At 41.1% G+C, this 20,818-nt stretch carries 18 protein-coding genes and 2 pseudogenes; 10 read left to right on the top strand and 10 right to left on the bottom strand.

Translation table 11 applies throughout. The annotated features are described in order from the left end of the window. Positions 1-84 precede the first annotated feature (84 nt). Together V7K55_RS08595 and V7K55_RS08590 are read right to left on the bottom strand one after the other, a co-directional pair. Positions 85-486: an ExbD/TolR family protein gene (locus V7K55_RS08595; protein ID WP_334830147.1), complete on the bottom strand. Its 402-nt coding sequence runs from the start codon at positions 484-486 to the stop codon at positions 85-87. After that, positions 470-1,123: a MotA/TolQ/ExbB proton channel family protein gene (locus tag V7K55_RS08590; RefSeq protein ID WP_334830145.1), complete on the bottom strand. Its 654-nt coding sequence runs from the start codon at positions 1,121-1,123 to the stop codon at positions 470-472. Before V7K55_RS08590 ends, V7K55_RS08595 begins: the two co-directional genes overlap by 17 nt. A gap of 325 nt (positions 1,124-1,448) precedes the next feature. Between V7K55_RS08590 and V7K55_RS08585 the strand changes: the two genes are divergently transcribed. The 3 genes from V7K55_RS08585 to V7K55_RS08575 all read left to right on the top strand — a co-directional run bounded on the left by V7K55_RS08585 (position 1,449) and on the right by V7K55_RS08575 (position 4,491). Then, positions 1,449-2,969, top strand: a complete 1,521-nt coding sequence (locus tag V7K55_RS08585) for a TonB family protein (RefSeq protein ID WP_334830143.1) — start codon at positions 1,449-1,451, stop codon at positions 2,967-2,969. A gap of 228 nt (positions 2,970-3,197) precedes the next feature. Further along, a complete protein-coding gene (locus V7K55_RS08580) occupies positions 3,198-3,446 on the top strand; it encodes a hypothetical protein (RefSeq protein WP_334830141.1) in 249 nt (82 codons plus the stop codon). A 7-nt stretch (positions 3,447-3,453) separates the two neighbouring features. Continuing rightward, entirely contained in the window at positions 3,454-4,491 is a 1,038-nt protein-coding gene (locus V7K55_RS08575; RefSeq protein ID WP_334830139.1) for a hypothetical protein, read from the top strand. A 201-nt stretch (positions 4,492-4,692) separates the two neighbouring features. On the opposite strand, the pseudogene V7K55_RS08570 reads toward V7K55_RS08575, so the two are convergent. Together V7K55_RS08570 and V7K55_RS08565 are read right to left on the bottom strand one after the other, a co-directional pair. Continuing rightward, positions 4,693-4,848 (bottom strand): annotated as a pseudogene (locus V7K55_RS08570) (glycerophosphodiester phosphodiesterase family protein); the annotation flags it as partial. An 82-nt stretch (positions 4,849-4,930) separates the two neighbouring features. Next, a pseudogene (locus V7K55_RS08565) lies at positions 4,931-5,194 on the bottom strand (IS4 family transposase); the annotation flags it as partial. 875 nt (positions 5,195-6,069) lie between these two features. On the opposite strand from V7K55_RS08565, the gene V7K55_RS08560 reads away from it, so the two are divergent. Next, positions 6,070-6,852 carry an ABC transporter ATP-binding protein gene (locus tag V7K55_RS08560; RefSeq protein WP_334830137.1) on the top strand — a complete coding sequence of 261 codons (783 nt, stop codon included), beginning with the start codon at positions 6,070-6,072 and terminating at the stop codon, positions 6,850-6,852. 40 nt (positions 6,853-6,892) lie between these two features. Here V7K55_RS08560 and V7K55_RS08555 read toward each other — a convergent pair whose 3' ends face one another. Together V7K55_RS08555 and V7K55_RS08550 are read right to left on the bottom strand one after the other, a co-directional pair. Next, positions 6,893-7,366, bottom strand: coding sequence for a hypothetical protein (locus V7K55_RS08555; protein ID WP_334830135.1), 474 nt, complete (start codon positions 7,364-7,366; stop codon positions 6,893-6,895). A gap of 231 nt (positions 7,367-7,597) precedes the next feature. After that, on the bottom strand, positions 7,598-8,296 hold the full coding sequence (locus V7K55_RS08550) for a GIY-YIG nuclease family protein (RefSeq protein WP_334830133.1): 699 nt from the start codon (positions 8,294-8,296) through the stop codon (positions 7,598-7,600). 86 nt (positions 8,297-8,382) lie between these two features. On the opposite strand from V7K55_RS08550, the gene V7K55_RS08545 reads away from it, so the two are divergent. Beyond that, on the top strand, positions 8,383-9,312 hold the full coding sequence (locus V7K55_RS08545) for a carbohydrate ABC transporter permease (RefSeq protein WP_334830131.1): 930 nt from the start codon (positions 8,383-8,385) through the stop codon (positions 9,310-9,312). Between the two features lie 85 nt (positions 9,313-9,397). Here V7K55_RS08545 and V7K55_RS08540 read toward each other — a convergent pair whose 3' ends face one another. Then, positions 9,398-10,102 carry a CAP domain-containing protein gene (locus V7K55_RS08540; RefSeq protein ID WP_334830129.1) on the bottom strand — a complete coding sequence of 235 codons (705 nt, stop codon included), beginning with the start codon at positions 10,100-10,102 and terminating at the stop codon, positions 9,398-9,400. Between the two features lie 298 nt (positions 10,103-10,400). Then, the gene (locus tag V7K55_RS08535) at positions 10,401-11,528 is read right to left on the bottom strand and encodes an acyltransferase family protein (RefSeq protein WP_334830127.1); all 1,128 of its coding nucleotides are present in this window, start codon (positions 11,526-11,528) and stop codon (positions 10,401-10,403) included. 118 nt (positions 11,529-11,646) lie between these two features. On the opposite strand from V7K55_RS08535, the gene V7K55_RS08530 reads away from it, so the two are divergent. Beyond that, positions 11,647-12,105 (top strand): peroxiredoxin, encoded by a 459-nt coding sequence (locus V7K55_RS08530; protein WP_334830125.1) that lies wholly within the window; start codon positions 11,647-11,649, stop codon positions 12,103-12,105. Between the two features lie 77 nt (positions 12,106-12,182). Here the strand turns inward: V7K55_RS08530 and hpf are convergent, their stop codons facing one another. Next, complete coding sequence (gene hpf, locus V7K55_RS08525; RefSeq protein WP_334830123.1) at positions 12,183-12,827, bottom strand: ribosome hibernation-promoting factor, HPF/YfiA family; 645 nt, start codon at positions 12,825-12,827, stop codon at positions 12,183-12,185. Between the two features lie 616 nt (positions 12,828-13,443). Between hpf and lipB the strand changes: the two genes are divergently transcribed. Further along, positions 13,444-14,115 carry a lipoyl(octanoyl) transferase LipB gene (gene lipB / locus V7K55_RS08520; protein ID WP_334830121.1) on the top strand — a complete coding sequence of 224 codons (672 nt, stop codon included), beginning with the start codon at positions 13,444-13,446 and terminating at the stop codon, positions 14,113-14,115. Between the two features lie 204 nt (positions 14,116-14,319). Beyond that, positions 14,320-14,520 (top strand): hypothetical protein, encoded by a 201-nt coding sequence (locus V7K55_RS08515; protein ID WP_334830119.1) that lies wholly within the window; start codon positions 14,320-14,322, stop codon positions 14,518-14,520. A 136-nt stretch (positions 14,521-14,656) separates the two neighbouring features. Here V7K55_RS08515 and V7K55_RS08510 read toward each other — a convergent pair whose 3' ends face one another. Then, positions 14,657-16,171 carry a phenylacetate--CoA ligase family protein gene (locus V7K55_RS08510; RefSeq protein ID WP_334830117.1) on the bottom strand — a complete coding sequence of 505 codons (1,515 nt, stop codon included), beginning with the start codon at positions 16,169-16,171 and terminating at the stop codon, positions 14,657-14,659. A gap of 177 nt (positions 16,172-16,348) precedes the next feature. Between V7K55_RS08510 and V7K55_RS08505 the strand changes: the two genes are divergently transcribed. Together V7K55_RS08505 and V7K55_RS08500 are read left to right on the top strand one after the other, a co-directional pair. Beyond that, the gene (locus tag V7K55_RS08505) at positions 16,349-18,043 is read left to right on the top strand and encodes a serine/threonine-protein kinase (RefSeq protein WP_334830115.1); all 1,695 of its coding nucleotides are present in this window, start codon (positions 16,349-16,351) and stop codon (positions 18,041-18,043) included. Positions 18,044-18,107: 64 nt separating this feature from the next. Further along, the gene (locus V7K55_RS08500) at positions 18,108-20,276 is read left to right on the top strand and encodes a serine/threonine-protein kinase (RefSeq protein WP_334830113.1); all 2,169 of its coding nucleotides are present in this window, start codon (positions 18,108-18,110) and stop codon (positions 20,274-20,276) included. Positions 20,277-20,818 lie beyond the last annotated feature (542 nt).

Raw genomic sequence — 20,818 nt, 5'->3', positions numbered from 1 at the left:
AATCATTAGAGAAAAAGGAGTTAGGAGTCAGAATATATCATTTTTCTGACTCTCTGAACTTCTGATGTCCAATATTTCTACTTTTTATTTTTGGGTAGCGATCGCTAACTTAGCCCCTTTAACTTTACGAACCCGATCCATCACCGCTACTACCCGCCCATAATCAACTTTCTCATCAGCATTAATAATCACTAATACTTCTGGGTTAGAACCAACTAAAGCGCGTATTTGCTCTGTCAAATCATCAACTGCAATTGGTTTACGGTTCAGACTTATCTGTTCTTTTTCATCTACCGTAATAGTAACTTTAGTGGGAACTTGCTGTTGTTTCGCTGTGCTAGCCTTCGGTAAATTTACTGGCAAACCTTCTGAGCGCGTTAAAAACAGAGTTGACATGATGAAAAATGTCAAAATTGCAAAAATCACATCAATCATCGGCACGATGTTGATCTGTAGTGGAAGTTCTGGTTCATCTGGTAGACGCATAAGTTTTTTCTCCTCGTTCATAACGACGACGGTAAAGTAATTCTAGCTGTCCCCCATACTCTTGAATTAATGCAATTTGCCTCTGGTACAATCCCCGGAAAGTATTGGCAAACAAGAGTGTAAAAATTGCAACAACCAATCCTGATGCAGTTGATACCAAAGCTTCACTAATCCCAGATGTAACACCAGTTGTTTTTGTACCTCCCACATCACCAAGGTTTAGGGAGGCAAAGGAGGCAATCAATCCTAACACAGTGCCGAGAAGACCCAACAAGGGCGCAAGACCAATTATTGTCTCAAAAATGTTTTGGAAGCGCTTAAGTACAGGTATTTCAGCCTGGGCTTCGCTTTCTAATGCCAAACGAAATTCTTCTGGCTTTGGTTCTTCTAATTCTAAAGCTGCAAGAAAAATCCTTGCCAGTGGCAAATCTGCGTTTTTCTGAAGTTTATCCATTGCACCAACAAGATTATCGAGTCGGTAGAGATTCAAAACATCCCGCACCACGCGGCTTTGACGCTGATTGATCCTTACCCAAAATCTAACACGCTCAATCATCAATGCTACTGCCAATACCGAAAACACCAACAGGGGCCACATGACCACACCACCTGCTGCAAACAAATTATGAATTCCCATGTAGTGCCTCTATAACATCATCTACAATACAAAATCAGACTACCAGAATCTAGATTGAAGCTGAAACTTTTTCTCAATAAACTATAAAATATAATGATAATTTTTTAAATATACTTGTCATAATTTATAGTTAATCCTTTATTCAGGTTACATAAATTAATTTAATCAAAATAAAAATTAATTTTGTTAAAAACCATGGTATTGAGGATATCTTTACTAATTTGGGGTTCCGTCAGGCGATCGCAAGTAATTTTAATTGTTGACTTGATATTTATAACCTTACATTCTAAGATAACTAAATTAGTGAGAATAGGTAGCAATAGCTATGAGCTTTTCTGGCATTACTGTCGAGCAACGTTCCAAAGAAGTTGAGGCTCTCAAGTCTTTTCTGACTTACAGTCTGATAGGTTCACTGGCCCTGCATATCGGCGTACTGTCTTCAGGCATAGGTAATTATTTGACGAGAGTCCCCACAGGAGAAGATGAACCAATAGAGTTAGCGATCGTTGATTCTCCCACTGCGGAACCAGAAAAATCAGTTGAAAAAATTCCAGAAGAACCCAAAAAAGAACCTAAAGTTATTCAAAAACAGTCTATAGAAACTCCAGCAATACAAAAACCAGTACAAGAATTTATTGAAAGATCAACAATTCAGCCAGTTGAACAACAACCACAACAAACTACTCGAAATCCACAACCAGTTCAACAACCAAAACAAACTACTCAAAATCCACAGCCAGTTCAACAACCACAACAAACTATTCAAAATCCACAGCCAGCTAACAGGGAAATTGCGCCCAAGCCAGCAGTCCCTGTGACAACTGTTGCTCCTCAAGGTGGTGGTGGGGGTGGCGGCTCTGGTGTTGGTTTAGGTTCAGGTAGTGGTATTGCTGTAGGTACAAGCAGTGGTACTGGCACTGGTGGAGGAACTGGGACTGTTACTGGCGGCGGCATTGGTAGTGGAATTGGCAGTGGCACTGGCAGTGGAATTGGCAGTGGCACTGGCAGTGGAATTGGCAGTGGCACTGGTAATGGAATTGGCAATCAAACAGAAAAACGTCCGCCAGTAGCAACAGCGCCAATAGCGCCAACACCTCCAAAAATTAATACTTCAGGTAATGGTAATGGTCGTGCAGCGTGCCGTGAATGTAATGCCAAGTATCCAGAAGCAGCAAGACGGGGAGGAGTTGAAGGTAGAGTAGAAGTAGCTGTCGATACTGACGCACAAGGCAATGTGACTAATGTGCGGATTGCTCGTTCTAGTGGAAACCGCGACTTAGATGAAGAAACCGCCAGACAAGCGCGTGAGTGGAAATTAAAACCCGCAGAAGGAGGCAGACAAGGAGTCTCGATCGCCACTGAATTTGCCATAAAGGGTTCGCGGCGATCGCGCCAAGTTCAAGAACGGCAAACACAAAGACAAGCACAAGAGAGAACCCAGCAGACAACGGCTGCAAACTCCACAGAAGAAGCTCCAAGACGTAGGCGAAGAGAATTGGCACCTTCATCTAATGAAGCTACAGCTAAAAAACCAGCCGAAGCTAGAGCCATAAAACCAGCAATATCTGGGTTTAGTAGACGTTTAGAACCTCAAAGAGGAGAAAATACTCCTACAAGCCCATCTAGCACAACTCGCACTCAAGGAAGCGCTAGAGAGTCTTTACGCCGCATCCGGCGCGAGCAAACGGCTACCGATTCATCACCAAAGCCACAACCAACTACAAATCAGCGGCGGCGAAGAGATAACAACACTAGCCAGAACAAGTTACGGGACTCTTTGCGCCGTTTACGCCAACAACCTCAATCGCAACCTGCGGCTCCATCAACTGCTCCTAGTCAGCAGTAGAGCGAGAAAACTTACTGGAATCATACTTTGATTAGCGATCGCACACCGCTTCCTGTTTTTAGGAGGCGGTTGTTTTTTAGGCAGAAATCATGGCTTTCTTAAGCTTACCCTTCTACCATTAACTGATTTGAATAAAACTTCTACATAAACACACACTGATGCACTTTGATTTGCTTGAATAGCTATATTGATAGGACATTGATTCGACGGCAATTCACAATCCCGATTATGGCAAGTAAATTCATTGATGTTAGGGAATACACTGTCAGGGCGCACAAAAGACAGATTCATACTCGTGTTTTCCAGTTTGTCTGTAAAGAGTGTAACGATCTGACAAAACGCGAGACGTTCGGGCCTCGTCCCTTATATTGTGAGAGATGTCGCCCTCCCCAAGCGCCGAAGAAATCCCAGCCAACATCTCAGAAAGCAAAACCCAGAGCAATGTCTTACAAAAGTGATATCGATTTAAATTTATAAAAGCCTTATGACTCAAAATGGACAACTAGAACCACCTCCGGGCAATTTTCTATCACCATTGTTGGAATTACGAGACTATTATGCTCGCCTCACAGAAGAGTATGAACGCCTCTTTGTGCAGGCGCGATCGCAACTCGATCATGTAGAAGCGTTGTTGTCTAACTGGTCTTATTCTGATAGCAATAAGCAGATATCAAGACTGACGGCGGCTGATGAAATCTCAAATGTTTCCCAAGAAGGCTCTCTGCGGTTTTTATCACCTCTTGATGACATCCACGAAGTCAACTTGGAAGAGTCTCTACAGTCAGAAGTCACATTAGATCGGGCTGAGATCGATAATTCCTTTTCTGCTGCTGTTGATACAAAAGAGAAAAAACTTCCAAGTACATCGTCAGATGCAAAGATTGCGCTAGAGAACAACGATAGTTCAACCAAGGTGGCGGAAATTCCCATGCTACCCCAGTATAATCACGCGATCTCCCGAATGGAAGCCATCAAACAGCTATTGCAAGAGCAGATAGGTACTGTCTGTCATATCGATTTTATCGTGCGATCGCTTTATGGAGAGTTAGATGCCAATCTATTCAAAGTAGTTAAAGGTAGAGTTCAATCTTCCCTTACCCAAGGTAGAGAAAGGAATTATTGGGTAACTATTCCCGATGAGCCAGGTTGTTATACTTTGGATTTAAGTTTGGTAGCCCCAAGTAATCGCAATGGTGCTTCTAGGAGTATCAAAAACAAAAATAAGAAGCCTTTCGTACCCCCGACAAAAACAGTACCGATGCTCAAAGCTTTTGAGGGTCAATTCTTAATTGATGCTCTCACCTCTCTGTTACGACAAAATCCAGGTAAAGTTTTCAGCGTTGCTGAAGTCATCGCCGGAATTTATGGAGAACTAGATTCTCAGGAAATTAGAGAGATCAAAAATAAGGTGCTGAATGAACTATCTAGAGGCTATCGGACAGGTCGATTTTCTAGGGTTCCTAACCAAATTGGCTTCTATACTTTGGACTCAAATCTGATCTTGAAGGGCAGTTCTCGTTAAATTGGGGATTAGGGATTAGTTCCTAGTCCCAGCCCTTTATTTGCGATAAGCATACCCAATTCCTTGATTTTATGAGGAAGAAAGTTTAAGTCGAAGATTTTCCTTTACAGCCCAAGCCGTATCCGGGTAATCGCTAAATACGCCATCAACACCTAAATTGAAAAATAGTCTTCATTGCGGAAAGTCCAGACATGAACCAGCAAACCAGCCAGTTATTGATTCGCCATCAATTATTTTGGTGGTTTGACGGTGAGCAAATTCTGCATGGCTTGCAACATCAGTAGTTTCAGAAATCTCATTTTCGTGATGAGCAATTAAAACACCGTCTTTGGTGGAAACTAAATCAGGTTCAGGGTAACTGAAACTTTTGGGTTCAAAACCCCCAATACATGGGGGTTGATCGCATCAGGCTACGGGAATTATTTTACACAATTCACTAAACAGTCTCATTCAATTTATGATAATTTTTTTGAAAGGGTTTTTGTGCGCGGTGAGAACTGGCTTTGGAAAATGTAGAAATATCTACTTAAAATCCGGTGTTATTTAATCTTTGAAATAAATCTCGCATACTTGTTAAACTGTTATCCAGAGCATAGAATAGCCAGCACTCAAAGAATAGACGACTATTCAATACTGGATAATCGTTTTTTGGCAGGCTTTTCAGGATATCTTTGACAATTTTGGTAAATGAATTTATAATCACAATTAAACTAATATAGTTTAAGCCTTCGCCCAAAATACCATATTTTGGGCTATTTTTATCGAAGTTCTCTTAACATTCAACACTTCTGGTTTTGTTGACTAATTTAAGCTTTTGAGACTTAGTGTAACTAACAATGTAAAGTTTTGTATCAGCATTCAACATTTCTGCCAGAAGACATAAAGGATTTTTTAAATCTAGACCTGACTAATCCCAAAAAGAAACGAAAGTAAGAATAATCTAGATTTCGTCAGATTAATTACGCGATCGCACTTCCTAACCCTTTAGAGATTCATTTCAGGAAACTTTGAGCAAGAACATTTAACAGCCCAAAATAAAAAGCGAATCCTAGACACAGAAAACCTAGCATCATTATTCTTCCCTGTGGATAGCCAATTGAATAATCGCAGTATTTTATGAGTGATTTAGCAAGGGAACTGAAGAAGGATAGCCATTCTCGAATTTTCATATTGCCTAAATAACTAATTTCCCCCTTTATACTTCACTGGGGATTATACCTAGAGTTATTACAAAAGTTTGTCTTTGCTCTTTGTATAATTTTTCGCTATTTTCTAGTGTTTTGGATTAACGAGAATAATTGCTTTAGTTTCGACCAACACAGTTCTATAGGGGATAAATCAGGAGAATTAAGGGGGCAAAAACTAGATTTTTGCAACGACTGACTCGATTACCACTGTAATACACTCAGTGTGATTAACCCGGAGGTTATCCGTGATATCATGTCAGCTTAAGGACTTATCATGAAGACCGCAGTTCTTGCTGGGGGCAGGGGGAAACAGGGTTTTCCGATTTTTGCACAGATATGGGAATCATAACTAATTAACCGGACATGATACGATCGCGATAAATTTTAGCAAATGCCACTCGAACTGCAAAACCTCACAGGCGGTTACACTACAGTCCCAATTATTCAAGACATTAATCTCACACTGCAAACAGGAGAATGGTTAAGTTTAGTTGGTGCTAATGGTTCAGGTAAATCTACTTTACTCAAATTGCTGAGTCGTATTCTCTTCCCACAGCAGGGAACAGTCCTACTTGATGGTAAAGCAATTCATTCTCAACCCCCAAATTTGGTTGCACAGAAGCTGGCATTATTACCGCAACAACAAACGGTTCCTGTGGGCTTAACAGTGCGACAATTAGTAAGTTTAGGACGCACACCACATCAATCTTGGTGGCAGTGGGAATTAAACGCCCAAGATTGGGTTAAAGTTGAAGCTGCAATTAAAAAGACGCAACTAGAAAAATTGAGCGATCGCTTAGTTGAAGAACTTTCCGGTGGCGAAAGACAGCGTGCTTTTTTAGCTTTAGCACTGGCGCAAGAACCAAAAGTTTTACTATTAGATGAACCTACAACTTTTTTAGATATTAACTATCAACTACAACTATTAGAACTACTGAAAAGTCTGAATCAATACCAGGAATTAACTATTGTTACCGTTCTACACGAACTGAACCTAGCGGCACGATATAGTTCTCGCATTGCTTTATTAAAACAAGGTCATCTTTGGGAAGTTGGTAAACCTGAAGAAGTTCTGACACCAAGTGCGATCGCCCAAGTATTTGGCGTGGAATCCGTGATTATTCAAACACCTGTTGGTTTACAAGTTTGTGCAATTTCTGCTGTGTCAGCATAACTCAATAACAAATATTAATAATGGTGTTTTTTAAGCAACATTATGATTTTAATGCTTCTACTATTTGAGCAAAAGTAACTTCTATATGTGTATACAATTCTTGCTCATCTAATACGCCTTTAAATGCTTCATACCTTTCTGGAGTAACGATTATTCTAACTGGTTGCCCCAATCCTCTTAGTTTTTGAGGATAAACATCAAGATCATCACCCCATTGATAATCTAAGCTTCTAAAGTCAACAACTAATCCACTGATTTGATGTGGAAAATTTAGCTCACAAAACTCATTAATCCTCCATTTAATAAAAAGTGCATCATCACTGCCAGCCGAGCCATATAAGTACTTACCACTAAATACAATTAAACCTGCTAATTTTTTCGTTTTGGGTATTTCCCATATATAATACTTACACTCTAATTTACTTGTATTACAGCAGTTTTTTATCAAACCCACCACAAAAATAAATCCTAAAACAAAGTCCAATATTGGTTTTAGTACTTTTAACTGTGGCACGTTTGATTAAAATTCGCTGTAAGAGTAACCTCTGTTAACTTTGGAGAGTATTTATTGGGCTTTGATTGTGACATATCATATCTTGACTAAAGTTGTTTATATTTACACGTACAAATGCTAGCCAATCAGTTTTTGCCTCACTATACATTGATCTAAACACCTGTATAGCCCATCCTTTTACAGAATAATGGGCTATCCAAGTGGGAAATATCGAGAAGACTCAACCTCATCCTAAGACTTCGTTTCTTGTGTCTGTGCGTCGATAATTACACTCCAGTCATCATTTGTCACAGCAGCTTCAAGCTGACGCTGACGTTCGGCTATACTCGCATCTATTGTTTCTAACTCTTTAGAGAGGCTTGTGTCAGCCATTGCTTTCCGCAGCTTTAGCTTTTTCTCCTCGTAGGCTTGACGTTCTGCCTGCGACATTACTGCCTTCGTAGCTTCGCCTACTGTACTAGCCCACATTTCGCCATCAGTTGCATTACCAGGTGGTGTGGTTTCGAGTTCTGCTATCCACGCATCTCGCAAATCTTCCATATCTTGACGCTTGGGGAACTTGAATGCTTGCACACGCACAAAAGCACACTTTTGCTGACCATTTTGGCGAAGATGACTATTTAGGGAAAGCAACACATTTCGAGAATAGCCAATGTACTGCACGCGGCGTTCTGCATCTAATACTGCGTAAACACCCGCAATTTTAGCGTTTTGAGCAGATGCACTCCAAGATTCAAGGTCAATGATTTCAGTACCATTGTTTGCCATCTCAAGGGTTATACTCACCTCAGTGGCGCTGTGTTCGTCGTCGGAACTATACAAAAATTCATGTAGCCCACGGTGGTTAATGGGGACATTTTGATGTTCAATGGGCGGGTTGTGCTGAGTTTCCATCGTAGTTAATCTCTGAGTTGTGACAGCAGATTGCAAATATATGCCTTTAGAATATTGAAGCTTAAATCTACTCACATCCCCAAATTATTGCTGACAAAGGGAAAACAACTATTAGACCTTATATGAATCAATTGACACCTAAAAATTGGATATTCATCAAACAGCGCCTTACCCCTTATTTATTTTTACTACCCGCCTTAGTTCTTTTGGGGTTAACAGTCTTTTTACCTGCACTGCAAGCGTTTTACCTCAGCTTTACTAGCTATGAAGATATCGCCCAGCCGCCGCAATGGATAGGTTTCGCCAACTTTTTCAAGCTTTGGAAGGATGCAGTTTTTTGGAAAACCTTGGAAAACACTTTTTTATATCTTGTCGGTGTAGTCCCAATTTTAGTAATTGCCCCCTTAGTGCTGGCAATTTTAGTAAATCAGAAACTGCGGGGGATGAATTGGTTTAGAGCAGCCTACTACACCCCAGTAGTAATTTCAATGGTGGTTGCGGGAATAGCTTGGAAATGGCTGTATGCAGAAAATGGATTACTCAATCAGTTATTAAAAGCTTTGGGGCTTTTTCCAGAAGGTATTCCTTGGTTAACTAGCCCAGCGAAAATTTTTGGTATTGTACCAATTTCTCTAGCTAGCGTCATGGCTGTAACCGTGTGGAAGGGGCTAGGTTACTACATGGTAATTTATTTAGCGGGGTTGCAATCAATTCCTGCTGATGTGTATGAAGCAGCAGCCATTGATGGATCTGATGGTATTAGCAAACACTGGGATATTACCATACCTTTAATGAAGCCATATTTAGCATTAGTAGCAGTGATTTCGGCTATTTCTGCGACCAAAGTTTTTGAAGAAGTATATATTATGACCCAAGGGGGGCCACTCAGCAGTTCTAAAACGATTGTTTATTATCTATATGAGCAAGCTTTTGGTAACTTGGAAATTAGCTATGCTTGTACAATTGGGCTAGTGCTATTTTTGATAATTTTGGGATTATCAATTTTGCGATTAGCTATTAATCAGCAAGGGGACGATAATATCACCATCTGATTGCTGCCCTGGAATGGTTACTATTGGCAAAAAGAAGGCGGGGGGATCTTAACCGAACCGGATTGTCCCCACTCGCTATCTCGAATTATTTTTCCCTATACCCACCAGCGTAGTCAATTACACAAATTGTTCTATATGATTTGTGAGTTCCATAAGCAACGCCAGACACTTTAAAAGCGCCGTTAAAAATATTTTTTCTATGGCCGCGATCGCGCACACCATCATCAATAATTAATTGCATGACGATATCTTGGGCAGTATTTGGCCCATAACTGATATTTTCGCCTGCGGTTGTTTCCCATCTACCATAGCGGTTGATCCGATTAAAGGGGTTGCTACCATCGCTACCATCATGACCTGTAGCACCTTTTGGGCCTTGGTCTTTAACATGGTCTTTTGCTCCTAAGGACATCCCTTTCGAGGCACTCAACGCTCCTACAGGACGTGCAGATTTCAGAAATGCGATCGCTTCATCGACTGCTTTGACTCCTTCTTGAGTTCGCAAATAGGTATTATTAGCAATTTTGACTCGATTCCCCTCAAAGCGTTTCCTATAGTTTTCTATAATCGGAAGGTATGACTTGGGATTTGTTCGTACCTTATTTGTTTCAACAATTACCTGTTGTTCTAATGGTGAAAGATAACTCGCTTTTGCTAATAAAATTGGACTGGTTGGTTCAACTACTGCTGGATTGGAGTTTGCTACAGATGGGCTAGATTGAAACAGTTGATTTGAGCAACCCAATATCAGGGTAACTGGCAAAAGCACCCAAAATTTAATGCGACGCATCCATTACCTCACAATTTTTCTATGGATTAATTTAGTGAATTAAAAGAAATAAGAATTTTCAACGCACAGATAAGTCCGTACACGCTTCTTTATTCAGAATTCAAGAAGCGAGACACCAGAACTTTAATCAGTCCCGTAAGAAGAATGGAAATGAGTTGATTAAGAGTATAGATAAAGCTGCGATTGCCTTTGTTCCTAGAGAGTTACAAATCTATCACTTGATACCTGTTGTAACCTTGATAACACTAAAACGTAAAGAACAACTGAAATCTTCATTTTCTAATGCCTGGTTTCAAATTTACACTTTGAGAAACCAACGTTGTCGATACATCAGAACACCAACAACCCACCATAACAATACGGTGACTATGGCAAATAACAGAGAACCATTCAGAACTCCCGCCCAAGATGCGAAAAAGTTCTGGTAAATCCAATTGTAGGTACTGGGAGCGTCTTTAGCTGTGCCGATAGTGGTTTTCACTAAGATTTTAATCAACAAAACCGATGGAACGAAAAGTGCGATCGCATTTAAGCCCATAATTTCAAAAGGTTTACTCCAGCGACGATTTAGCCGGACTTCGATAAGTTCATAACAAGCTGCTAGTAAAAGTAACGCCCAACCGCTAGTAAAGACGACATAAGAACTTGTCCACAGCTTTTTGTTGATGGGAAATGTCCACCCCCACACCCAACCGATAATTAAACAACCAACTCCAAATAATCCTAACCCAATGCTTGTGCGTGATTGTACAGGTTGGCTGCGTATCCATTGACCAGTAAAGTAGCCAGCGAGGACGCTTACTATCGCCGGAATAGTACTGAATAGTCCCTCTGGATCTCCCATAAAGTTGAAACCATCACCTTTATATAGATGTGCTTTGGGAATAATTATCCGGTCAATATAAGCACCAAAATTACCTTCTCGTGTCAAAACTCCCGCGCCATAATCGGGTACTGGTAGATACATCATCGTTAACCAGTAACCGATGAGTATTACTGCTGCAAGTATCCATTGACCTTTGCGCGGAAGGTTGAGAACTATCAAGGAAGCCAACAGATAGGTAATGCTGATGCGTTGTAACACTCCCATAATGCGGATGCTACTCAAATCAAAAGTCCAAACACCTTGATTCCAAAAGCCATTTAGTAGTAATCCCAAGGCAAAGAGAATAGCGGCGCGGCGTAATATCCGCCAGTAAACAACTGAAGTGGGTTTATTACCTTCGGTGTACTTTGACAGCGAGAAAGTCATTGCTACACCAACAATGAAGAGAAAGAAGGGAAATACTAAGTCAGTTGGTGTGCAACCGTGCCAATCGGCGTGGGCTAAGGGAGGATATACATCATCTGCAACTCCCGCCATATTGACGAGAATCATAGCAGCGATCGTAATGCCGCGAAAAACATCCAGTGAAGTCAGGCGCATAAGGGGAATTTTTTCTTTGATGAGTATCTAAGCTACCCCGCCTGATGCAGGTAATCAAGCAAAATTTATATACTCGGATACAAGGTAAAATTTTGTTAAATAATTACCACCAGTTGTTATGCCAATCAAAGTTGGAGATACCGCTCCTAATTTCACTCTACCTGCTCAAAATGGCTCAACAGTTAGCCTTCAAGATTTTCGCGGCACAAAGGCTGTTGTCCTATATTTTTATCCCAAGGATGACACACCCGGATGTACGGCTGAATCCTGCGCCTTCCGCGATCAGTATGAAGTGTTTAAAAGCGCTGGCGCTGAAGTTGTCGGTGTGAGTGCTGACTCCAGCGAATCTCACCAAAAATTTGCTGCAAAATATAATCTACCTTTTACCTTATTAACTGACAAAGGCGACCAAGTACGGAAGCTATATGGTGCAACAGCAGCCTTTGGCTTATTCCCTGGTCGCGTTACTTATGTCATTAACCAACAAGGAGTTGTGCAATACGTGTTTGATTCAATGTTTAACTTTAAAGGTCATGTTGAAGAAGCACTGAAAACTTTGCAACAGCTTGTGAAGTGAGGGGATTGGGGATTGGGTACTGAGAAATTCTTTACCCAGTCCCTAGTCCCTAGTCCCTAGTCCCTAGTCCCCATTCCCTATTTAGAATGCAACTTTTCCGGCATGACAATATTAGTGTGGCTTGACTTGCTATTCTTGCCGTTAGTATGACCGTTACCATTGCGGGGATGGATCACACCATAACCGCCGTGGTTGCGTTCGTAAATTACATTAATCTCTCCAGTTTCAGAATTGCGGAACATATAAAAGTCATGTCCCACGAGTTGCAGTTGTTCCAGGGCTTCTGCAAGGGTCATCGGTGGCATGGAGAAATATTTGGTGCGGACGACTTCGTTAGGTAGTTCGGGGGTGCGATCGCCAATTAAATCTGGAACTACCGACTCTGCAACAACTACTTCTGTTGGTTGGGCATGAGTTTTGTGATCTTGACGACGTTCTTTGTATTTCCGCAATTGACGGGCAATTTTGTCTGCAACTAAATCAATGCTGGCATATAGGCTTTCACTACTTTCCTCGGCACGGATAATACTACCATTAGCGTAAATAGTTACTTCAGCTGCTTGTCTAGTATTAATTCGAGGATTCCGGGCTACGCTCAGATGCACATCCACTTCATTTGTAATGCTCTGAAAGTGACTAGCTGCTTTTTCAATCTTTTGATGTACATATTCCCGAATTGCATCGGTGATTTCAATATTTTTGCTGTGGATGACAAGCTTCATGTAAACTCTCCCACTGAATATTTGATGTGTGAATTTGCTTTGTATGAAAAGAAATTGCGGTAAGGTCTATTACTCCCGCCAAAACAAATTGTGAACTGTTTCTATCTACTGCTGGTAAGCAATCTCTAAGCTTACTGCATCTGAGCTTTTGCTCATTCTACTCTCGATTTTCCTCCTCATCTCTGCGCTGATATCCAATTGGATTTCCACATAGAACTATTTGGTGAGGAAATTTGAGTAGTTGCTTCGGTAACTGTCTTCTCTATTAAAACAACGCTTACAGAACTTTTGATAGTTGCTCCTTCTGTGTCCGGTTGAGGTTTGCTCACTGTTGATCAACAACAAGAGTATTTGTAGAAGTCTATCTTGTTTATATTTCAAACAAGATTATTAGAGCCATCAGCCAATTTATCATTCTTATTGTCTTGGCATGATGCTTATTGCAGAGAATTCCTCCTAAAACCTATCGAGGTTGTATATTCAAGCTAGCACTTTGTATTTTCTAATGCATATTCCCTTGACTTTCCTTTAAAATCCTTTGCAAAACTTAACATTTATTGACTTCAATCCTGTAAATTACAATATATTTTGTTCCTAATACCAGTTGATTTTTTGCATGATCCGTAGTATAGAACCACACAAAAACCGTTGTTTGCTGTATAACCAAGGATTAATACCTTACTTAGATGCTCATGCATGGCAGCGATCGCTCCTCAATGAGCGCATCCATGACCCCAGTCTAGATGACGTGTTAATTTTGCTAGAACATCCACCCGTTTACACTCTAGGGCAAGGAAGCAACTCAGATTTTCTCAAATTTGATATTGACAAAGGTCAATATGATGTGCATCGAGTTGAACGAGGCGGCGAGGTTACTTACCATTGTCCCGGTCAACTAGTCGGGTATCCGATTTTAAATCTGCAACGTTATCGTAAAGACCTGCATTGGTACTTACGACAACTCGAAGAAGTGATTATTCGCGTATTAGCAGTTTATGGGTTGCAGGGAGAAAGAATTCCAGCTTTTACTGGCGTTTGGTTACAAGGGCAAAAAGTTGCGGCTATTGGGATTAAAGTTAGCCGTTGGATTACCATGCACGGCTTTGCATTAAATGTTTGTCCAGACATGACAGGCTTTGAGCGCATTGTACCCTGCGGTATTTCTGATAAACCTGTAGGTAGTTTAGCCGAATGGATTCCAGATATTACTTGTCAAGAAGTGCGTCTTTATGTAGCACAGTGCTTTGCTGAAGTGTTTGGAGTGGAATTAATCGAATCACAACCTTAAGGATTTTTCCGGTCTGAGTAAATTCAGCTTGTAATTATGTAACAAATACTATAGCAGTCCTATTTAAATTATGAGACACTGATAAGAGTAGCCCATATTTAATAGTATCAAATTAACTATTTAACTGCGGTTGTCAAATCTAAAATCTGATTATTTACAAGTTTTTATACTAAATTTTTACGGCTGTCAAGCACAACTTTGCGCGTGAAATACTCAAATAATTTCCAGGTTTATGCCCCATCATTAACGTCTTTGAGAGAACGTGATTGGACAGCTTTGATAGAACTATTTGATCGAGACGATGGTGATGAAATTGAAGCCGACATCAGCGCTAGTTTGTTTTGGCTGATACCTGAGCCTTGTTGGGAAGACGATCCTTTTGATTTCTTGCGTGAGTACCTTTGAAGAGGGCTGAGTTAGGAAAGTTATTAGTCTATTCGATCGCGCCTGGTAAAACAGATATGTAAAAACGATGGAAATGCGATCGCTTTTTTGATTGCAGCGATGAATTGCATTTAACTGAAAACTGTTGTCCCATTCACTATTGACGGGTATAACGATGTTTCACTCCAATGGGGAAATATTCGGAATCACCCATTGGGGCTAATGTAACTTGTGGTGTTTGGTATTCTACGGGAACATAATTAGCGAACTCGCTATTTAGGCGGAGCAGTTGTGAAAGAATAGAAGATGCGATCGCAAGTCTTTGAGCTTCACTCCCCTCTACTCCTGGCGCTAACTCCACAACCACAGATAAAAATCGATTCTTGTCTGCATCTTCCTTCACCTGCAACACAAATTTACCCGTTACCCATTCTTGAATTATTGGTTGCTCTAATCCCACCGTCACATTTTCTGGATAGATATTTGCGCCAAAGTAGGAAACTGTAAAGTTAGAACGACCAAATACATAAACGAAAGGTAGCTGATGAATACCTCTAGGTGATTGTTGAGTGTCAGAACGCAGATTTTCAAGGGGGTTAAATCCCCATTCTGCTAAAAATTGCAGCATCGCATCATAACTAATTATCCCGCCAGTATCCAATATGTCATAACGCACTAAGGGAATACCGTTATCTCCAGAAAATAACAATCCGCCATCTTGAACTTCAAAAAAGCGAGTGAAGGGATCGTATTGTACTAGCGTGGGTAAACGTGATTCTCCAAATAAAGCTCTAGCTGCATCAGGATTTTGCGCCAAAAAACGGCGAATACAGGTACTTAATGGTGTTTCATTCCCCAAAACTCCTGCATCCGCAGTGCCATAAAGTGATGCAAAATCATAGCAAGGATTTTGTGAACCAACTCTTTCACCAACTAAACTCCGCCATTCTTCACTAAATACTTCTCCTGCCATCACTAATTTAATCTGATATTGCTGCCACTCCACACCACGAGCGATACCAGTATCAATCACATCTTTTAAAAATGGCGGGTATCCCAATAATACAACTTGCTCAAATGCTGAACCTAATTCTTGGACAACTCGCAAGATTTCTTCTTTGTTGTTCCCAGGAGTAATTACGGTGATGAGATAACCTTTGCTAGCAAGATAACGACAGCAATTAGTAGTAAACATCCCACCTACCCAAGTGCCCAAAGCGAAACAAATCACAGCTAGGGTACGTCTGGTATCTGCATAGAAACCATCGTGAAAAATCTGTTCAAAGCGTGTGGTGATTTGGAGTTCATCTGTGAAAAAACGAGGCCAAAATGTCGGTTTACCACTAGAACCTGATGAAGCAGCTATCATGTCGCACGCTTCTAATTGCCCATTCCGGCACAAGTCAGCTAAAGGATAACGCAGTATATAATTTTGTTTAGCGATCGCTGGGAGTTTTTGAAACTCCTCCAAGGTTTGAATAGTCGCGGGATTAATTTCCCTTTCTGCTAAAAAAGCTTTGTAGGCAGGTACATTAGCCGCCACATCATGAAATAAAGTTAAAGCTGCCGAAGTTTGACTGTTGAGATGCCGTTGCAGTATCGTTTCTAGGGGAGTAGACAAAAAATCTTCAAATGCTTTAATGACTTGCTGCTGTCGTGGTTTGCGGTTCATGACGCTTGTTGTTTATCCTGAAATAGAACCAACACCGTTAAAATAATTCGTAATGACGCGCCTACGTTGCTAACGCTGCGCTAACGTAATTCGTAATTCGTAATTCGTAGGATATCCGAAAATGAGGGTATGTGCGTTGTAGTCATTCAATAAAACATTAATTTATCCTTCAGCACCATGCAGCTTTATTGCAGTAAACAACACACAAATAATGGTAGTAGCCGCTTTTGTACCCATTGTGGTGAACCATTACCTCTTGCTGTGGGACAGGTGGTGGATAATCGCTATCAAATTATCCGTCATTTAGGGCAGGGTGGCTTTGGACGCACTTATTTGGCGGAGGATATAAGTAAATCCCATCAAACCTGTGTGCTGAAGGAATTTGCACCCCAAGTCCAAGAACATCAAGATTTACAAAAAGCTAAAGAGCTATTTGAGCGAGAAGCCAATGTTCTGAAAAAACTCCAGCATCCACAGATTCCGCGTTTTCACGCCTCGCTACAAGTGAAGATAGGCACTAAAGATTTTTTCTTTCTAGTGCAAGATTATGTGGATGGTGATAATTACTACCAATTATTAGAACAACGCGAGAGCCAAGGAAAGACTTTCAGTGAAGAAGAAGTAATCACCCTACTGCAACAGATTTTACCTGTATTAGCCTACATCCACTCACAAGATGTAGTTCACCGTGATATCTCTCCTGACAATTTGATTTGGCGGCGTTCTGATAATTTACCCGTGCTGATTGATTTTGGTGGTGTCAAGCAATTGCCAGCTTCTCAAGGTTTTTGGCGGACTAAGTTGGTTGGAAATAATACTTTGCTGGGTAAAAAAGGCTACGCTCCAGAAGAACAGCTACGGCAAGGAAAAGCATTTTTTAGTAGTGATTTATACTCTTTAGCGGTAACAACACTTGTATTGCTTACAGGTCAAGAACCGCAAAAATTATACGACAGCTATCAGGGAATTTGGGGATGGGGAAAACAAATCCGAGTTAGTCCCCAATTGGAAGCGGTGTTAAAAAAGATGCTGGCTTATAAACCGAGCGATCGCTATCAACGAGCCGAGCAAGTCCTCAAAGATTTACCATCGGCAACTGCGACTAAATCACCTGGAAATTATATTACCACCAAGATTAAGACGATGGTAGTTGCTCCGGGAAGACAACGCGCCAGCGCGATTGTGAGTAGATTCCAGAATAGAACGCAAGCAATCGCTAAACCGATATCTTTCCCTATTTGGATTCGCCCTTTTATGATGAGTTTAGGGGGAACAGCTTTAATTGTCTTAACTGGCGCAGGTGCTTGGGGAGTAGTAAATGCAGTCATTCGGGGCGTATCTTCAATCACCATCCCATCAATTTCATTACCACAAATCCCCTACTTTCCAAGCGGTAAACCAGGTAGCGACAAAGGTAAAAATCCTAATCTCAAGGAAATTATCAGTCGTCGCCAAAAGCTAGAAATTACTGAAGGATTTTTTATTCCCTTCGTAGATGATTTATTTTATACAAAAAAGCCGGAATTAAAAGGACGTAGCCTGACATCTAAAACTGAAGATGCTAGTTTACGAGATGAATGGTCTGGTATCGCTGACGATTTATTGAATAAAATAGAACAGGCTAACCTCAGTACAGAAGCTCGTCGGAAATTAGGTAAGTACAGTCAAAAAGATTACGATACATGGAGACAACAAGCGCGATCCGGCCAATTGGGGAACTATACACTTGAGCAACTGAACAAAGACACAAATGAAAAATTTGATCGGTTGTTTCCTGGTCAGGAGCGTGGCAAACTGAATCAAAAGACTTTCGGTCAAATTTGGTATGCGATCGCAGCCGATCGAGTCAGTAAAGTACAATCTGGCAATTAAGGGGATTGGGGACTTGGGACTGGAGAAAAGTTAGTAATAACTAATGACAAATGACAAACGACAAATGACAAAAATATATTGTTCTAAAGGACATGAAAATTCTCCAGGTAGCCGATTTTGTCTCCAGTGTGGTGAAAATTTGTTGGATAAGCCCATGAGTAATAGTATCCAGCCGGGAATAACTTTAGGCGATCGCTATGTGATTGTGCGCCAAATCGGCCAGGGTGGCTTTGGACGCACTTATTTAGCTGAAGATGTCAACCGTTTCCGCGAACTTTGTGTTTTAAAAGAATTTTCTCCCCAAGTTCAAACCGCTTACGTTGTCCAAAAAGCAGAAGAACTGTTTGAGAGAGAAGCAAGTGTTCTCTATAAATTGCAACATCCCCAAATTCCCCGCTTCCGGGAACTGCTTCGGCTGAACTTAGAGGGCAAAGAATATCTATTTTTGGTGCAAGATTATGTAGAAGGGGAAACTTACAATTCTTTATTAAATAACCGGTTACAGCAAGGTTTGCGCTTTACAGAAGCGGAAATACGCCAATTGTTGCAGCAAATTTTGCCAGTGTTAGAATACATCCATTCACTAGGAGTAATTCATCGAGATATTTCTCCAGATAACTTAATGCTTCGCACTGTTGACAAATTGCCAGTGTTAATTGATTTTGGCGGTGTCAAACAAGTAGTAGCAGCCGTTGCTTCCCAATATTACCAACCCGGCGCAGTTGCACCTCCCCCATCACCAACCCTATTAGGTAAGATTGGATTTGCTCCCCCAGAACAGATGCAAACTGGGTTAGTATCTCCCCACAGCGACTTGTACGCCTTGGCGGCAACAATGTTGGTTTTACTGACAGGGAAACAACCACAGGAATTAATTGATACCTATAATCTTACCTGGCAGTGGCGACGAGATGTCAACGTCAGTCCGATTTTGGCGCAGGTATTAGATAAAATGCTCTCTGCTAGACCAAGCGATCGCTATCAATCAGTCCGTCAAGTACTCGAAGCCCTCAACCCACCCCCAGCTAACTTTCCCCCAACTCAATATCCCACCCCACCACAACCCACATCCGCCACTGTCGCCATCTCTCCACCTTCTTCCCCATCCCCCTCATTTTCCTCATCTCCCCCATCCCCTCAGTCCACAAGCTGGTGGACACCAACAAAAACCTTCCTAGTGGCGGCGGCGGTAGTTGGTAGTGTTGGATTAATTTCGTGGGGACTGAATAGCCGCCGCAATAATGTTGTAGAAGTCCCACCTACTCCTACAGCCAGCCCAATTCCAACCAGTAACCAACCAACCGATCCTTTAGCGCAATATTCACCAGCAGAACGACAGCGCAAAGAAAGATTAAGCGATCGCCGTCAACAGTTGGGGATTAACTCTAACTTCTACGTGAACTTGGTAAATCAAGCTTTTTGGGATAGAAACCCCAGTTTACGGGGACGCACTCTCAGCGATGGACCTGAAGATGAGGGTTTACGGGCAGAATGGGATAAAACAGCCTCAGAATTGCTGGAAAAACTCGCGCCATTGAGTTCCAACACCCGCCGACAACTGGGAAGTTATACAAGTGCTGAACGCGATCGCTGGAAAGTGGAAGTCAACAAAATCAATGTTGGTAGTCGTTCTTTGTATGATTTAGGAGACGCAGCTTTTTTAAGTGTATTTCCTGAACAGCGTGGTAAAGATTTTCGAGATCAGCCAATTGGACAAGTTTGGTACGGTTTTGTAAGCGATAAACTTAGTGCGATCCTCAACGGTAGCGCTTTTCAGAAGCTTGTTTTTGATCCGGGCGCAACTGGGAAAACAGTCAACGGTACTCTCCAAGCAGGTGATGGTAAAGTATTTATTGCTGGACTTGCGAAAGATCAATCTTTGGAATTGAAACTACAAGCAAATTCCCAAGTTTTGTTATCAATATATTCACCATCTGGCAAAATCCAACTTTTAGAAGATTCTCCCCAGCGCAGTTTATCAAAAAAATTACCAGAAAAAGGTTTTTACGAGTTTGTCGTGGTTTCCACAGCATCGAAACCAGAAGACTATCGACTCACCATCACGGCGGAAAATCCCACTCCTGCGCCAACACCAACACCAACACCAACTCCCACAGAAACACCAACTCCCACAGAAACACCAACACCAACTTCTACGCCAACTCCCACAGAAACCCCCACACCTGAACCTACACCGACACCTAGTGCTGAGGTGACACCTCAAAGTAATTAAAAATTAAAAATATTACTCATCTACTTCAGAGACTACTTATAAAGTAAATCAAAAGTTAGGGAGTGTTACGGTGAACCAGCGCGTTGGGCGGGTTTCCCGACTTGTTCGCGCAGCTAGGCGTTAGGCGCTTTGATGAAATTTTTGTGACAAATCATCTGAAAATATGCGCTGAACCCACCGTAGGATAATTTGATTTTTTTTTATAAATAACCTTTAATGAATAACTCTCTCAAAGAAACAGACTACTGGCTGCGATCGCTTTTGGCCCCACCCGCAATCTGTTATAAGTGAAAAACTATTTTAGGATAAGTATTTCACGCCAAATAGCATAATTTTTAATTAATCGTTGTTGTACCTTTTAATGACAAGAAATTCTTTGTTAACATTAGTTGCGAAAAAGTTACAATTAGTAATTATTGTTTAACAACTGTCTTAAATCTTTTGGCTATCTGCTTAACTGTCTTAACTGTCTTCTAATTATTAAGTTTTTGATTTAACTATCTACTTAACTGTCTTAACTGTCTTCTAATTATTAAGTTTTT

Origin of the sequence: Nostoc sp. (assembly GCF_036919895.1) — a bacterium.
Taxonomy (GTDB): Bacteria; Cyanobacteriota; Cyanobacteriia; order Cyanobacteriales; family Nostocaceae; genus Nostoc.
Note: the sequence above shows the minus strand (reverse complement) of the source record. Positions and strands in the feature narration are given on the sequence as shown.

Bases quoted from the DNA above. Each gene is read 5' to 3' on its own strand.
- V7K55_RS08580 (WP_334830141.1), top strand. From the start codon at position 3,198: ATGGCAAGTAAATTCATTGATGTTAGGGAATACACTGTCAGGGCGCAC.
- hpf (WP_334830123.1), bottom strand. From the start codon at position 12,827: ATGAAGCTTGTCATCCACAGCAAAAATATTGAAATCACCGATGCAATT.
- V7K55_RS08545 (WP_334830131.1), top strand. From the start codon at position 8,383: ATGAATCAATTGACACCTAAAAATTGGATATTCATCAAACAGCGCCTT.
- V7K55_RS08505 (WP_334830115.1), top strand. From the start codon at position 16,349: ATGCAGCTTTATTGCAGTAAACAACACACAAATAATGGTAGTAGCCGC.
- V7K55_RS08590 (WP_334830145.1), bottom strand. From the start codon at position 1,123: ATGGGAATTCATAATTTGTTTGCAGCAGGTGGTGTGGTCATGTGGCCC.
- V7K55_RS08535 (WP_334830127.1), bottom strand. From the start codon at position 11,528: ATGCGCCTGACTTCACTGGATGTTTTTCGCGGCATTACGATCGCTGCT.
- lipB (WP_334830121.1), top strand. From the start codon at position 13,444: ATGATCCGTAGTATAGAACCACACAAAAACCGTTGTTTGCTGTATAAC.
- V7K55_RS08500 (WP_334830113.1), top strand. From the start codon at position 18,108: ATGACAAAAATATATTGTTCTAAAGGACATGAAAATTCTCCAGGTAGC.
- V7K55_RS08560 (WP_334830137.1), top strand. From the start codon at position 6,070: ATGCCACTCGAACTGCAAAACCTCACAGGCGGTTACACTACAGTCCCA.
- V7K55_RS08575 (WP_334830139.1), top strand. From the start codon at position 3,454: ATGACTCAAAATGGACAACTAGAACCACCTCCGGGCAATTTTCTATCA.
- V7K55_RS08585 (WP_334830143.1), top strand. From the start codon at position 1,449: ATGAGCTTTTCTGGCATTACTGTCGAGCAACGTTCCAAAGAAGTTGAG.
- V7K55_RS08595 (WP_334830147.1), bottom strand. From the start codon at position 486: ATGCGTCTACCAGATGAACCAGAACTTCCACTACAGATCAACATCGTG.
- V7K55_RS08540 (WP_334830129.1), bottom strand. From the start codon at position 10,102: ATGCGTCGCATTAAATTTTGGGTGCTTTTGCCAGTTACCCTGATATTG.
- V7K55_RS08530 (WP_334830125.1), top strand. From the start codon at position 11,647: ATGCCAATCAAAGTTGGAGATACCGCTCCTAATTTCACTCTACCTGCT.
- V7K55_RS08510 (WP_334830117.1), bottom strand. From the start codon at position 16,171: ATGAACCGCAAACCACGACAGCAGCAAGTCATTAAAGCATTTGAAGAT.